The following is a 12,383-nucleotide window of genomic DNA, read 5'->3' as shown; positions in this document are numbered from 1 at the left end:
CGCGGATCGGATATTGACGCGGCCGGGGCCGGCGATAAGGTCGCCGCTCCGCCACTCCGGGAGCGCCCCATGACCCTTGCCGCCGGCCGCCACTACCTCGCCATTCCCGGACCCTCTGTGATGCCCGACCCGGTGCTCGCCGCGATGCACCGCCCCGCGCCCAACATCTACGAGGGCGAGCTCGTCGACATGACCGCGACCATCGCCGCCGACCTGAAGCGCATCGCGGTGACCGAGCACCAGGTTGCGATCTACATCGCCAACGGGCACGGCGCGTGGGAGGCGGCGCTGGCGAACGTCTGCGCGCCTGGGGAGACCGTGCTCTGCTGCGTCACCGGGCGCTTCGGCGAGGGCTGGGCCGAGATGGCGCGCGGGCTCGGGCTGGTGGCCGAAGAGATCGACTTCGGCCTCAGCAGCGCGCTCGACGCCGGCCGGATCGAGGCCGCGCTGCGCGAGGACAGGGCGGGGCGCATCCGGGCGGTGCTGGTCAACCACGTCGACACCGCCACCACCGTCAGGAACGACATCGCCGCCGTGCGCGCCGCCATCGACGCCGCCGGCCACCCGGCGCTGCTCATGGTCGACTGCATCGCCTCGCTCGGCTGCGACCCGTTCGAGATGGACGCCCTCGGCGCCGACGTCGTCGTCGCCGCCTCGCAGAAGGGGCTGATGACCCCGCCGGGCCTCGGCTTCCTGTTCTTCAACGAGCGCGCCGACGCGGTGCAGCGGGCCAACAAGGTCAGCGGCTACTGGTCGTGGACGGTGCGGGCGCGGCCGGAGATGTTCTACCAGTTCTTCGGCGGCACCGCGCCGACGCACCATCTCTACGGCCTGCGCACCGCGCTCGACATGCTGCTCGCCGAGGGGCTGGAGGCGATCTGGCACCGCCACGAGGTGCTGTCGGGCGCGATTTGGGCGGCGGTCGACGCCTGGGGGCAGGGCGGGGCGATGAGGCTCAACGTGCCGCGCCCCGAGGAGCGCTCGTTCGCGGTCACCTCCGTCCACCTGCCCGAGGGCAAGGCGGAGGAACTGCGGCGCTTCTGCTCGGAGCGGCTCGGGGTGACGCTGGGGATCGGGCTCGGGCGCGATCCGGGCGTCGACTACCTGCGCGTCGGCCACATGGGCCACGTCAACGCGCACATGGTGCTCGGCGTCGTGGGCGTGATGGAGGCGGGCATGGCGGCGCTGTCGATTCCGTTCGGGCCGGGCGCGGGCAGCGCGGCGGCGGAGGTCGTCGCCCGGGGCTGCTGAGCGCGGCGGCCGGCTCAGGCCGAGCGGGCGGCGGCGAGCGCGGGGCCGAGCGCGGCCGCGACGGCGTCGAGATCGGCGTCGGTGCCGCAGCCGACGCGAATGCAGCGGTCGAGCGGGGCGACGCCGGGCATCCGCACGAACACCCCGCGCGCCGCCAGTTCCTCGAGCACCCGCCGCGCCAGCGCGCCGTCGCCGCCGCAATCGATCGCGACGAAGTTGGTCGCCGAGGGCAGCGCCGTCAGCCCTTCGGCCGCGGCGATCTCCGCCAGCCGGGCCCGCGCCGCCGCGACGCGCGCGACCACCCCGGCGAGCCAGTCCGCATCCGCCAGCGCCGCGCGCGCCCCCGCCTGGCTCATCCGCGTCACGCCGAAATGGTTGCGCACCCGCTCGAAGGCGGCGATCAGACCCGGCGCGCCGAGCGCGTAGCCGATCCGCGCCCCGGCGAGGCCGTGGGCCTTGGAGAAGGTCCGCATCCGGATGACGCGCGGGTCGTCGGCGCGCTCGGGCAGGCGGTCGGCCTCGGGGAGGAAATCGGCGTAGGCTTCGTCCAGGACCAGCAGCGCGTCCGCGGGCAGCGCGTCGATCATCCGCGCCAGCGTGGCCGGGCCGTGCCAGCTGCCCATCGGGTTGTCGGGGTTGGAGATGTAGACGAGCCGCGCGCCCACCTCGCGCGCCTTCGCGACGAGCCGCTCCGGGTCTTCGTGGTCGGCGGTGTAGGGCACCGTGTGCAGCGCGCCGCCGAAGCCGGTGACGTGGTAATTGAAGGTCGGGTAGGCGCCGGCGGAGGTGACGACGGGGGTGCCCTCGGCGACGGTGAGGCGCACGAGCGTGCCGAGCAGCCCGTCGATCCCCTCGCCGACGACGATGTGCTCGGGCGTCACGCCGTGATGCGCGGCGAGGTCGGTGCGCAGCTCGTGGCTGGTGCTGTCGCCGTACTTCCACGCCTCGGCGGCCGCGGCGCGCATCGCGTCGACGGCGGCGGGCGAAGGGCCGAACACGCTCTCGTTGGCGCCGAGGCGGGCGGTGAAGGGCGCGCCGCGCACGCGCTCGAGCGTCTCGGGCCCGACGAAGGGGACCGAGGCGGGCAGGGCGGCGGCGAGCGGGGTCAGGAGGCGGTCTGTCGTCATGGCGGCGACATAACCAGCCCCCGCCCGCGCCCGCAATCACCCGTTGGCGTAGGCCGCGCGGATCAGCTGTCCGAGCCCTTCCGCCGCCGGCCCCTGGCCTTGGTCGGCAAGGTAGAGGTTGACCCGCATCTCCGTCAGTCCGGGAAGGCTGCCGCCGTGGGCGATCGGCTGCAGGTAGTGCGGCGCCGTCCCCTCGAGGCGGGCGGTGACGGCGAGGTCGGCGCTGACGGTGGCGTCGACGGAGCGGGCCGTCTCGCTGTCGATCGCCATCTCCCAGGGGATGCCGGCCGAGTCGAGCTCGCGCAGGATGCCGTGGCGGAAGATGCAGCGCCGCTCGAAGGCGAGCCGCAGCGGCCGCGCCCGCCACGCCGCGCCGTCGGGCGCGCCGAGCCATTCGAGCCGCTTGCGCACCAGCGTCTCGCCGCCCGCGTCGAGCTCGTCCTCGGTGGTCAGGATCAGGTCGGCCTCGCCGCGCCGGAACTGCTCCTTGAGCACGCTGGTGAAGGAGGAGACGAGCTGCACCTTCATGTTGGGGAACTCGACGGCGTAGCGGCGCAGCACCTCGGGGATGTGCGGGAAGACGATGTCGTGCGGCACGCCGAGGGTGATCTCGCCCTCGAACTCCTTCGAGGTGAGCCGGTGGAAGATGTCGTCGTTGATCGCCAGCATCTTGCGCGCGTGCGACAGCAGCTGCTCGCCGGCGTTCGTCAGCCCGAAGCCGCGCCCGCCGCGGTCGAACAGGCGGCAATCGAGGCTCTCCTCGAGGCGCTTGATCTGCATCGAGACGGCGGACTGGGTGAGGTGCAGCAGGCCCGCGGCGCGGGTGACGCCGCCGGCCTCGGCGGTGGCGACGAAGGAGCGGACGGCGGTGAGGTCGAGGTTCCGGGGCATATCACGTTCCGTGATGGTCTAGTTGTCGATCATTCGTTTCCATCATGCGGGTCGCGCGCCTAGATATCAAGCATCCTGATGACACGGCGTGATTCCATCACGGAGAGACACGCCCCCGATATCGAAAGCCCGATGCCATGACCGTCATGACCGCCTCCCCCGCCGTCCGTTCCGCCCGCGCCCCCCGCCTGGGCCTCGCCGACTACCTCGCGCTCTACCGCCAGCGCCGCGCGCTCGCCCGCCTCGATGCCCGCGCCCTCGCCGACATCGGCGTCAGCGACCTCGAGGCCCGCTCCGAGGCGCAGCGCCCGCTGTGGGACGTCCCCACGCACTGGCTGCGCTGAGCCGGCGCCAGATCGCGTCTTTCGCCGCCGATTCCGGTGCTGCCGCGTCGGGATTGGCTTGAAAGACGGGCGCGGATTCCCAATATTCAGCCCAAGACCCGCAGGTGGGTCAAAGTCTTGCTTTGGAGGGAATGGATGGCTCAATATCAGACGGTTCGGACGGCGGACGGTGTCCGCTCCGCCGCCATCGACGAGGGGCTCAAGGCCCACATGAACAAGGTCTACGGCACGATGTCCGTAGGCATGCTGATCACCGCGCTCGCCGCCTGGGCGATCAACGGGCTGGCCGTCACCGACGTCGCCAACGCCTACCAGATCGGCGCGGACAAGTACCTGACCGACTTCGGCTACGCGATCTACGCCTCGCCGCTCAAGTGGGTCATCATGTTCCTGCCGCTGGTCATGGTCTTCGCCTTCGGCGCCATGATCAACCGTCTCTCCGCCGCGAGCGCGCAGCTGTTCTTCTACACCTTCGCCGCGCTGATGGGCCTGTCGCTGAGCTGGATCTTCATCGCCTTCACGTCGTACTCGATCGTGCAGGTCTTCCTGGTGACGGCGATCGCCTTCGCCGGCCTGTCGCTCTGGGGCTACACCACCAAGAAGGACATCTCCGGCTGGGGGTCGTTCCTGATCATGGGCGTGATCGGCCTGATCGTGGCGTCGCTGGTGAACATCTTCCTGCAATCGCCGGCGATCATGTACGCGATCTCGATCATCGGCGTGCTGATCTTCGCGGGCCTCACCGCCTACGACACGCAGAACATCAAGAACACCTACATCGCCCACGCGGCGCATGGGGATCAGGAGTGGCTCGGCAAGGCCGCCATCATGGGCGCGCTGAACCTCTACCTCGACTTCATCAACATGTTCATGTTCCTGCTGCAACTCATGGGCAATCGCGAGTAACACAGGCACCGCCTGACAGACATCGGGGCCGCCTTCGGGCGGCCCCTTTCGTTTGCGCACTCAGGTGCGGCCGCGGGCGAGCAGGCGGGGCAGCATGGCGGAGAAGTCCTTGCCGCGCCCGTCCTCCTCCTCGACGAACGCCCGATAGAGCTCGGCGGCCGCCGCGCCGAGCGGGGTGTCGGCGTCGCAGTCGGCCGCCGCGGCCTGGGCGAGGCGGAGGTCCTCGAGCATCAGCTCGGCGGCGTAGCCCGGGCGGTAATTGTCGTCGGCGGGCGAGGCCGGGCCGATGCCGGGAGCGGGGCAGTAGGTGTTCATCGACCACGACGAGCCCGACGAGGTCGAGACCACGTTGAACAGCGCCTTCTGCCCGAGCCCCAGCTTCTCGGCGAGCGCCATCGCCTCGCAGGTGGCGATCATCGTCGCGCCGAGAATCATGTTGTTGCAGAGCCGGGCCGCCTGGCCGTTGCCCGCTGCGCCACAATGGACGGCGCGGCTGCCCATTGTCTCGAAGAGCGGGCGCACCCGGGCGAAGGCGTCGGTATCTCCCCCCGCCAGGAAGGTGAGCCCGCCCTCCGCCGCGCCCGTCGTGCCGCCGGTGACGGGTGCGTCGAGGCAGGCGATGCCGTGGCTGCCCCCCAGCCGCGCGACCTCGCGGGCGGTGGCGACGTCGATGGTGGAGCAGTCGACCAGCACCGCGCCCGCCGACATGCCGTCGAGGATCCGCCCGGCGACGTCGCGGACCGCGCCGCCGTCGGGGAGCATCAGGATCACCACTTCGGCCCCGATCGCCGCCTCGAGCGCGCTGGAGCAGGCGCTGACCCCCTCCGGGGCGCGCGCGGCGGGATCGAACCCCTTCACCCCATGCCCCGCGCGGGCGAGGCTCGCCGCCATGGGGGCGCCCATGCTGCCGAGGCCGATGAAACCGATCTTCATGGCGAGGTCTCCTTGATCCGTGGTTGCCCGGAGGGTCGGGCGGAGCGTTGCCATTTGCAAGAGGGGCGGGCAAGGGAGAGCCATGGTCGAGACGGTGGTCATCGCGGCGGCGACACGGGGGCGGGACGCGATGTTCCGCCAGCTTCTCGTGGGGCTGTCGCAGCTCGTCCCGCCCGAGGAGGCGGAGCTCGTGTTCGTGTTCGTGCAGAACGATGCCGGCTTCACCATCGAACCCGAAGTCGCGGCCTTCGCGCGGCAGGGCGGCCGGCGGGCGCGGGCGGTGCACGAGCCGCGCCTCGGCATCCCCGTCGCGCGCAACGCCGCCATCGCCGCCGCGCTCGAGGAGGGCGCGGACTGGCTCGCCTTCCTCGACGACGACGAACGCGCCCCGCCGGACTGGATCGCCGAGCTGGTCGAGGGCGCGCGGGCGGGAGGCTTCGACCTCTGTGGCGGGCCGGTGGACCCGGTGCGCCCGCGCGGCGCGCTGAGCCCGGCGCAGGAGGCGGTGTTCGCCCATTTCGAGGCGCGGGCGCGGCTGCGGCAGGCGGCGCGGGCGCGGGGGCGCGTCTCGGGGCTGCCGACGTCGAACTGGCTCTGCCGGGCGCAGGTGCTGCAGGGCGGGCTGCGCTTCGACGAGGCGCTGCGCTTCACCGGCGGCTCCGACACCGACTTCTCCGACCGCTGCGCCGCGCGCGGGCTGCGGCTCGGCTGGGTCGAGCGGGCGCGGCTGAGCGAGGTGATCCCCGCAGACAAGCTCACCGCCGCCTACATCTACCGCCGCGCGCGCAGCCAGACGCTGGCCAAGTATGCGATCCGCTTCCGCAAGACCGGCCGACGCGGGATCGGCAAGGCGGTCTTCCACGCCGCGACGCAGAGCGTCGGCGGCGCGCTGCGGGCGCTGCCGTGGGTGCTCGCGCGGCGCTCCGGCGGGCTCGACGGGGTGCGCGCGCTCGGCGTCGCTGCGGGCTGGGCGCAAGGCGCGCTCGGCGGGACCAGTCGGCTCTACGAGGAGGTGATCGGCGAGTAGGCGGCGGTGATCGGGGCGCCAAGGCTAGCCAACGGCAGCCTGGACGATCCAGCCCTTCCCGCCCGGCCTTCGGCCGGGCAGCGCCGTCCCGCCCCCCCGGGGCGGCGCTTCTGGCGAGGTCCGTGCCTCGGGAGCTGCGTTGGTCTCCCTGCGCCGAACCGAGCAGCTCGACCCCGCCCCGGCGGGACGGCGCTGCCCGGCCTTTCGATGCGCCCCCGCCCCTCAAAGGTCGGCGTGGAACTCGTCGATCAGGCTCTGCACCACCGCGCGCATCTGCCCGTCGCGATCCGCGCCACCCTCGCGCGCCGCATCGGCCACCGCGCGCTGCCGCTCGGAGCTGGTGCCGCCCTCGATGATGCGGCGCGCCGAGGCGATCTCTTCGGTGCAGCCGAGCGCGTCGGCATCCTCGGCGACCAGCTCGATCAGCTCCTCGAGCAGCGCCGGCACCGGCACGATCTCGTGGCGGCCGAAGTCGATCAGTCCGCCGCCCGTCCCGTAGCGCTGCGCGCGCCAGCGGTTCTCGGCGATCAGGAAGTTCTCGTAGCGCCGCCAGCGCTGGTTGAGCCGGCGCAGCCGCCAGAGCATCCGCGCGATGCACTGGGTGAGCGCCGCGAGCGCGACGGTGTGCGACAGCAGCGGCTGCACGTCGCAGATCCGGCTCTCGAGCGTCGGGAACTGGTGCGAGGGGCGCAGGTCCCACCAGATCTTCGAGCTGTCCTCGATCAGGTCGAGGTCGATCAGCGCCGCCACGGAGCGCTCGTACTCCTCCCAGCTGTCGAAGCGCGGCGGCAGGCCGGTGCGGGGCAGGTTGTCGAACACGCTGATGCGGTAGGAGGCGAGGCCGGTATCCTCGCCCTGCCAGAACGGCGAGGAGGCCGACAGGGCGAGCAGGTGGGGCAGGAAGTAGGCCATCTGCCCCAGCAGGTCGGCACGCAGGGTGTCGTCGTTGAGCCCGACATGGACGTGCATCCCGCAGATCAGCATCCGCCGCACGACGCCACCGAGATCGTCGCGCAGCTGGTTGTACCGCTGTCGGTCGGTGTTGAGCTGCTGCTTCCAGTCGGCGAGCGGGTGGCAGGAGGCGGCGATGGGCGACATGCCGAACTTCGCGGCTTCCTCAGAGATGCAGCTGCGCAGGCGCCTGAGGTCGTCGCGCGCCTCGGCGATGGTGGCGCAGACCCCGGTGCCGATCTCGATCTGGCACTGCATGTATTCCGGGCTCACCTGGTCGCCGAGCCGCGCCTGGCAGGCCTCGAGCAGCCCCTCGGGCGCCTCGCGCAGCGCCAGGCTTTCGCGGTCCACCAGCAGGTACTCTTCCTCGACGCCGAGGGTGAAATCCGGATCCTGCATCGTGCCTCCCGCGCTCGCTCCGATTCACGAGATTGGGCGCGCGGGCCGGAAGTCGAGCCGGGGTCGGCGTTTTGCCGCGTCAGCCGGCCTTTTCCATGAGATCGGCGATGCTCTCCTCGGGCTGGCCGAGCAGCTCGAGCACCTGGCGCTCGGTCTCGGCGACGCGGATCACCATGCCCTCGACCCCCTCCCACGAGCGGCGGATCAGCATCGCCATGTCGTAGGCGACGCGGGTGGGCGCGTAGTAGACCAGCAGCGTCTGGCTCTCGTGCCCCGTGAAGTTGTCGGCCTTGCGGGCCTGCAGGGCGAGGAGCTTGGCGTAGTCGTTCTCGAACCCGGCGACGCCGCTCAGATCGACGAGCTGGCGCTGGCCCGGCCGATAGTCGGGGTGCTGCGCGTACCGGGCGAAGGCCGCGAAGCTGTCGTCGAGCCACGCGAAACCGCTGTAGCGCACGTAGACGATCCCGAGGCGGGAAAAGATGGAGAAATCGACCGACATTTGACCGATTAGGGTATAGCACAATCCCCTAGCGTCAACGCCGGAAGGCTGCCCGGCGCGCCGCAGGACGCGCGCCGGGCGAAGGATCAGTCCATGGCCTTGAAGTTGAACTCGCCGCCCTCCTTGATCCCCGACGGCCAGCGCGCCGTCACGGTCTTGGTGCGGGTGTAGAACTTGAAGGAATCCGGCCCGTGCTGGTTGAGGTCGCCGAAGCCCGACTTCTTCCAGCCGCCGAACGTGTGGTAGGCCAGCGGCACCGGGATCGGGACGTTGATGCCGACCATGCCGACGTTGACCCGGCTGGCGAAGTCGCGGGCGGCGTCGCCGTCGCGGGTGAAGATCGCGGTGCCGTTGCCGTACTCGTGGTCCATCGCCAGCTTCAGCGCCTCCTCGTAGGAGCCGGCGCGCACGGTCGACAGGACGGGGCCGAAGATTTCCTTGCGGTAGATCTCCATGTCCGGCGTGACGCGGTCGAACAGGTGCGGTCCGACGAAGAAGCCGTCCTCGTAGCCCTGCAGCTTGAAGTCGCGGCCGTCGACGGCCAGTTCCGCGCCGGCGTCCACGCCCGACTGCACGAGCTTCTCGATGTTGGCCTTGGCCGCGGCGGTCACGACGGGGCCGTAATCGACGTCGTCGCCGGCGGTGTAGGGGCCGACCTTGAGCGCCTCGATCCGCGGGACGAGCTTCTCGACCAGCCGGTCGGCGGTTTCCTCGCCCACGGGCACGGCGACGGAGATCGCCATGCAGCGCTCGCCCGCGGCGCCGTAGCCCGCGCCCACGAGCGCGTCGGCGGCCTTGTCCATGTCAGCGTCGGGCATGACGATCATGTGGTTCTTCGCCCCGCCGAAGCACTGCACGCGCTTTCCGTGCTCGCAGCCCTTGGCGTAGATGTAGGCGGCGATCGGCGTGGAGCCGACGAAGCCCACGGCCTGCACCGTCTCGTTCTCGAGGATAGCGTCGACCGCTTCCTTGTCGCCGTTGACGACCTGCAGCACGCCCTCCGGCAGGCCGGCCTCGAGGAAGATCTCGGCGAGCATCAGCGGCACCGAAGGGTCGCGCTCGGACGGCTTGAGGATGAAGGCGTTGCCGCAGGCGAGCGCCGGGCCCATCTTCCAGAGCGGGATCATCGCCGGGAAGTTGAACGGGGTGATCCCGGCGACGACGCCGAGGGGCTGGCGCATGGAGTACATGTCGATGCCCGGGCCGGCGCCGTCGGTATACTCGCCCTTGAGCAGGTGCGGCGCGCCGATGCAGAACTCGATGACCTCGAGGCCGCGCTGGATGTCGCCCTTGGCGTCGGGCAGGGTCTTGCCGTGCTCGCGCGAGAGCGCCTCGGCGAGCTTGTCCATGTCGCGGTTGAGCAACTCGACCACGCGCATCATCACCCGCGCGCGGCGCTGCGGGTTGGTGGCGCCCCAGGCGGGCTGGGCGGCGGCGGCCTTGGCGATGGCGTCGTCGACCTCGGCGCGGCTGGCAAGCGGCACGCGGGCCTGCACCTCGCCGGTGGCGGGGTTGAAGACGTCGGCGAAGCGGCCCGAGGTGCCGGCGACGCGGGCGCCGTTCACGTAATGGGATAGGTCCTGCATGGGAGTCCTCCTTGTTCGGACGCTAAGTAGCCTTGCAGGGATGCGGGCAAAAGGGCGAGGTTGCCAAAACCGTCTTGCAAGGATGCCTGCATGAACTGGGACGACATCCGCGTCTTCCTCGCTGTCGCCCGCGCCGAGAGCCTCACCGGCGCGGCGCGCGCGCTCAAGCTCGACCCGGGGACCGTCGGGCGGCGCATCGCCCGGCTCGAGGACGAGCTCGGCGCGGCGCTGTTCGCCAAGAGCCCGCAGGGCTACGCGCTGACCGATCGCGGTGCGCGGATGCGCGACCACGCCGCCGGGGCGGAGAGCGCGCTGCGCGCGGCGCTCGACGAGGGGCAGGGCGAGGAGGGTCTGACGGGGCAGGTGCGCATCGGCGCGCCCGACGGCTGCGCCAACTTCCTGCTGCCCCGCGTCTGCGCCGCCATCGCCGCCGACAACCCCGCGCTCGACATCCAGGTGCTGTCGCTGCCGCGCGTGGTCAACCTGTCGCGGCGCGAGGCCGACATGGCGATCACCGTCTCCGCCCCCGAGGCGGGGCGGCTGACGGTGCAGAAGATCACCGACTACCACCTCCACCTCGCGCGCCACCGCGACCTGCCGCCGGGGCCGGACGCGCCCGTGGTGGGCTACATTCCCGACATGATCTTCGACCGGGAGCTCGACTACCTGAGCGAGCTCGGCACCGAGCGGGTGCGGCTGGCGTCGAACTCGGTGGCGGTGCAGCTCCAGATGCTGCGCCAGGGCGGAGCGCTCGGGATCGTGCACGACTTCGCGCTGCCCTTCGCCCCCGAGCTCGTGCGCACCGACACCGATCGCGTCTCGCTGACCCGCTCCTTCTACCTCGTGCGCCACGCCGCCGACCGCCGCTCCGACCGGCTCAACCGACTCGCCCGCGCGCTCGCCGACGGGCTGCGGGCCGAGGTCGCGCGGCTCGAGGCGATGGTGCAAGACACTTGACAGGGGCCGAGCGCGCGCCCGACGCTGCGGGGCAGGGGACGTCGTCACGGAGGAAGACCACATGCTCGTTCACCAGATCCTGCGCTCGAAAGCCAACGAGGGCGTCCTGACCCTCGCTCCGGGCAAGTCCGTCGCCGAGGCGGTGGCGTTCCTGTCGGACAAGAAGGTCGGTGCGGTGGTCATTTCCGAAGACGGTCGCGTGCCGCTCGGCATCCTGTCGGAGCGCGACATCGTCCGCGAGCTCGGCCGTCGCGGCGCCGAGTGCCTGCAGGACGGCGTGCACGACATGATGACGGACAAGCTCACCACCTGCACCCCCCACGACAGCGCCGACCAGGTGCTCGAGATGATGACCACCGGCCGCTTCCGCCACCTGCCGGTGATGGAGAACGACGAGATGGTCGGGCTGATCTCCATCGGCGACGTGGTCAAGGCGCGGCTGAGCGAGCTGGCGATGGAGAAGGACGCTCTGGAGGGCATGATCATGGGCCACTGAGGCCCTTGCACTTGCAGCATCGATCATGTTGCGTGGCGCGAAGCGATCAGTCAGCAGGAGCGTGCCCATGCGCATCGGTCTCTACCCCGGCACGTTCGACCCGGTCACGCTGGGCCACCTCGACATCATCCGCCGCGCCTGCGGCCTGGTCGACCGCCTCGTCATCGGCGTCGCGATCAACCGCGACAAGGGGCCGGCCTTCGATCTGGAGACCCGCGTGGCGATGATCGAGGCGGAGTGCCGGGCGCTGTCCGAGGCGGCGGCGACGGAGATCGTGGTCTACCCGTTCGAGAACCTGCTGATCGACTGCGCCCACGACGTCGGCGCCCAGCTCATCATCCGCGGCCTGCGCGCGGTGGCGGATTTCGAGTACGAGTACCAGATGGTCGGCATGAACCGGCAGCTCGACGACAGCGTCGAGACGGTGTTCCTGATGGCCGAGGCCCAGCACCAGGCGATCGCCTCCAAGCTGGTCAAGGAGATCGCCCGCCTCGGCGGCGACGTGACCAAGTTCGTCACCCCCGCCGTCGCGGAGGCGCTGCGGGGGCGGTACCCGCAGTAATGTGCGGGAGGCACGGGGGGGCCGGCAGGCCGCCAAGGAGGCCTACGGCTGGACCGGCGGCCCGTTCGAGGTGCCCGCCGACATCAAGGCGATGTGGGAGCAGACCGGCGAGCGCGGCGGCGCCGCCCGCGCCGAGTGGCAGTCGCGGCTGGACGCCCTGCCCCAGGGCAAGCGCCAGAAGTTCGAGGCCGCGATGTCGGGCGAGATCCCGAACAAGCTCGTCTCGACGGTGCGGGCGCTGAAGAAGCAGATGTCGGAGAGCGCGCCCAAGATGGCGACGCGCGCGGCGTCAGAAAAGGCGCTCGAGGTGATCAACCCGGTGGTGCGCGAGACGCTCGGCGGCTCCGCCGACCTGACCGGCTCGAACAACACCCTGACCTCCGATCTCAGCATCTTCACCGCCGACGACCGCAAGGGCCGCTACGTCTACTACGGCATCCGCGAACACGGCATG

Annotated in this window: 13 protein-coding genes and 1 pseudogene; 8 read left to right on the top strand and 6 right to left on the bottom strand. The window is 71.2% G+C overall.

The genetic code is table 11. The features are described 5' to 3' along the window. Positions 1-69 precede the first annotated feature (69 nt). A complete protein-coding gene (locus OG2516_RS03040; protein ID WP_007254142.1) occupies positions 70-1,251 on the top strand; it encodes a pyridoxal-phosphate-dependent aminotransferase family protein in 1,182 nt (393 codons plus the stop codon). A 14-nt stretch (positions 1,252-1,265) separates the two neighbouring features. Here OG2516_RS03040 and OG2516_RS03035 read toward each other — a convergent pair whose 3' ends face one another. Both OG2516_RS03035 and OG2516_RS03030 read right to left on the bottom strand, forming a co-directional pair. Continuing rightward, positions 1,266-2,378: a pyridoxal phosphate-dependent aminotransferase gene (locus OG2516_RS03035; protein ID WP_007254141.1), complete on the bottom strand. Its 1,113-nt coding sequence runs from the start codon at positions 2,376-2,378 to the stop codon at positions 1,266-1,268. 36 nt (positions 2,379-2,414) lie between these two features. Next, complete coding sequence (locus OG2516_RS03030; RefSeq protein ID WP_007254140.1) at positions 2,415-3,269, bottom strand: LysR family transcriptional regulator; 855 nt, start codon at positions 3,267-3,269, stop codon at positions 2,415-2,417. A 137-nt stretch (positions 3,270-3,406) separates the two neighbouring features. Between OG2516_RS03030 and OG2516_RS03025 the strand changes: the two genes are divergently transcribed. Together OG2516_RS03025 and OG2516_RS03020 are read left to right on the top strand one after the other, a co-directional pair. Beyond that, the gene (locus OG2516_RS03025) at positions 3,407-3,613 is read left to right on the top strand and encodes a DUF1127 domain-containing protein (protein ID WP_007254139.1); all 207 of its coding nucleotides are present in this window, start codon (positions 3,407-3,409) and stop codon (positions 3,611-3,613) included. 135 nt (positions 3,614-3,748) lie between these two features. Further along, positions 3,749-4,519, top strand: a complete 771-nt coding sequence (locus OG2516_RS03020; protein WP_007254138.1) for a Bax inhibitor-1/YccA family protein — start codon at positions 3,749-3,751, stop codon at positions 4,517-4,519. A gap of 60 nt (positions 4,520-4,579) precedes the next feature. On the opposite strand, the gene mmsB is transcribed toward OG2516_RS03020, so the two are convergent. Beyond that, the gene (mmsB, locus tag OG2516_RS03015) at positions 4,580-5,452 is read right to left on the bottom strand and encodes a 3-hydroxyisobutyrate dehydrogenase (protein ID WP_007254137.1); all 873 of its coding nucleotides are present in this window, start codon (positions 5,450-5,452) and stop codon (positions 4,580-4,582) included. A gap of 82 nt (positions 5,453-5,534) precedes the next feature. Between mmsB and OG2516_RS03010 the strand changes: the two genes are divergently transcribed. Further along, a complete protein-coding gene (locus tag OG2516_RS03010) occupies positions 5,535-6,479 on the top strand; it encodes a glycosyltransferase family 2 protein (RefSeq protein WP_007254136.1) in 945 nt (314 codons plus the stop codon). Between the two features lie 222 nt (positions 6,480-6,701). Here the strand turns inward: OG2516_RS03010 and OG2516_RS03005 are convergent, their stop codons facing one another. From OG2516_RS03005 to OG2516_RS02995, 3 genes are all read right to left on the bottom strand, one after another. Further along, positions 6,702-7,829, bottom strand: a complete 1,128-nt coding sequence (locus OG2516_RS03005) for a carboxylate-amine ligase (protein ID WP_007254135.1) — start codon at positions 7,827-7,829, stop codon at positions 6,702-6,704. 79 nt (positions 7,830-7,908) lie between these two features. Continuing rightward, positions 7,909-8,328: a hypothetical protein gene (locus OG2516_RS03000; protein WP_007254134.1), complete on the bottom strand. Its 420-nt coding sequence runs from the start codon at positions 8,326-8,328 to the stop codon at positions 7,909-7,911. An 86-nt stretch (positions 8,329-8,414) separates the two neighbouring features. Then, the gene (locus OG2516_RS02995) at positions 8,415-9,914 is read right to left on the bottom strand and encodes a CoA-acylating methylmalonate-semialdehyde dehydrogenase (protein WP_007254133.1); all 1,500 of its coding nucleotides are present in this window, start codon (positions 9,912-9,914) and stop codon (positions 8,415-8,417) included. Between the two features lie 90 nt (positions 9,915-10,004). Here OG2516_RS02995 and OG2516_RS02990 point away from each other — a divergent pair, with 90 nt between their 5' ends. The 4 genes and pseudogenes from OG2516_RS02990 to OG2516_RS02975 form a co-directional block, all read left to right on the top strand. Further along, the gene (locus OG2516_RS02990) at positions 10,005-10,871 is read left to right on the top strand and encodes a LysR family transcriptional regulator (protein WP_007254132.1); all 867 of its coding nucleotides are present in this window, start codon (positions 10,005-10,007) and stop codon (positions 10,869-10,871) included. A gap of 61 nt (positions 10,872-10,932) precedes the next feature. Next, positions 10,933-11,367, top strand: a complete 435-nt coding sequence (locus tag OG2516_RS02985; protein WP_007254131.1) for a CBS domain-containing protein — start codon at positions 10,933-10,935, stop codon at positions 11,365-11,367. Between the two features lie 67 nt (positions 11,368-11,434). Further along, positions 11,435-11,929, top strand: coding sequence for a pantetheine-phosphate adenylyltransferase (coaD, locus tag OG2516_RS02980; protein WP_007254130.1), 495 nt, complete (start codon positions 11,435-11,437; stop codon positions 11,927-11,929). Positions 11,930-11,954: 25 nt separating this feature from the next. Continuing rightward, positions 11,955-12,383 (top strand): annotated as a pseudogene (locus tag OG2516_RS02975) (transketolase); the annotation flags it as partial.

It is taken from the genome of Oceanicola granulosus HTCC2516, from assembly GCF_000153305.1.
Lineage (GTDB): Bacteria > Pseudomonadota > Alphaproteobacteria > Rhodobacterales > Rhodobacteraceae > Oceanicola > Oceanicola granulosus.
Note: the sequence above shows the minus strand (reverse complement) of the source record. Positions and strands in the feature narration are given on the sequence as shown.

Excerpts from the sequence above, each read along its gene's own strand:
- OG2516_RS03020 (WP_007254138.1), top strand. The coding sequence starts at position 3,749 with ATGGCTCAATATCAGACGGTTCGGACGGCGGACGGTGTCCGCTCCGCC.
- OG2516_RS02990 (WP_007254132.1), top strand. The coding sequence starts at position 10,005 with ATGAACTGGGACGACATCCGCGTCTTCCTCGCTGTCGCCCGCGCCGAG.
- mmsB (WP_007254137.1), bottom strand. The coding sequence starts at position 5,452 with ATGAAGATCGGTTTCATCGGCCTCGGCAGCATGGGCGCCCCCATGGCG.
- OG2516_RS03010 (WP_007254136.1), top strand. The coding sequence starts at position 5,535 with ATGGTCGAGACGGTGGTCATCGCGGCGGCGACACGGGGGCGGGACGCG.
- OG2516_RS03005 (WP_007254135.1), bottom strand. The coding sequence starts at position 7,829 with ATGCAGGATCCGGATTTCACCCTCGGCGTCGAGGAAGAGTACCTGCTG.
- OG2516_RS03040 (WP_007254142.1), top strand. The coding sequence starts at position 70 with ATGACCCTTGCCGCCGGCCGCCACTACCTCGCCATTCCCGGACCCTCT.
- coaD (WP_007254130.1), top strand. The coding sequence starts at position 11,435 with ATGCGCATCGGTCTCTACCCCGGCACGTTCGACCCGGTCACGCTGGGC.
- OG2516_RS02995 (WP_007254133.1), bottom strand. The coding sequence starts at position 9,914 with ATGCAGGACCTATCCCATTACGTGAACGGCGCCCGCGTCGCCGGCACC.
- OG2516_RS03000 (WP_007254134.1), bottom strand. The coding sequence starts at position 8,328 with ATGTCGGTCGATTTCTCCATCTTTTCCCGCCTCGGGATCGTCTACGTG.
- OG2516_RS03030 (WP_007254140.1), bottom strand. The coding sequence starts at position 3,269 with ATGCCCCGGAACCTCGACCTCACCGCCGTCCGCTCCTTCGTCGCCACC.
- OG2516_RS03035 (WP_007254141.1), bottom strand. The coding sequence starts at position 2,378 with ATGACGACAGACCGCCTCCTGACCCCGCTCGCCGCCGCCCTGCCCGCC.
- OG2516_RS02985 (WP_007254131.1), top strand. The coding sequence starts at position 10,933 with ATGCTCGTTCACCAGATCCTGCGCTCGAAAGCCAACGAGGGCGTCCTG.
- OG2516_RS03025 (WP_007254139.1), top strand. The coding sequence starts at position 3,407 with ATGACCGTCATGACCGCCTCCCCCGCCGTCCGTTCCGCCCGCGCCCCC.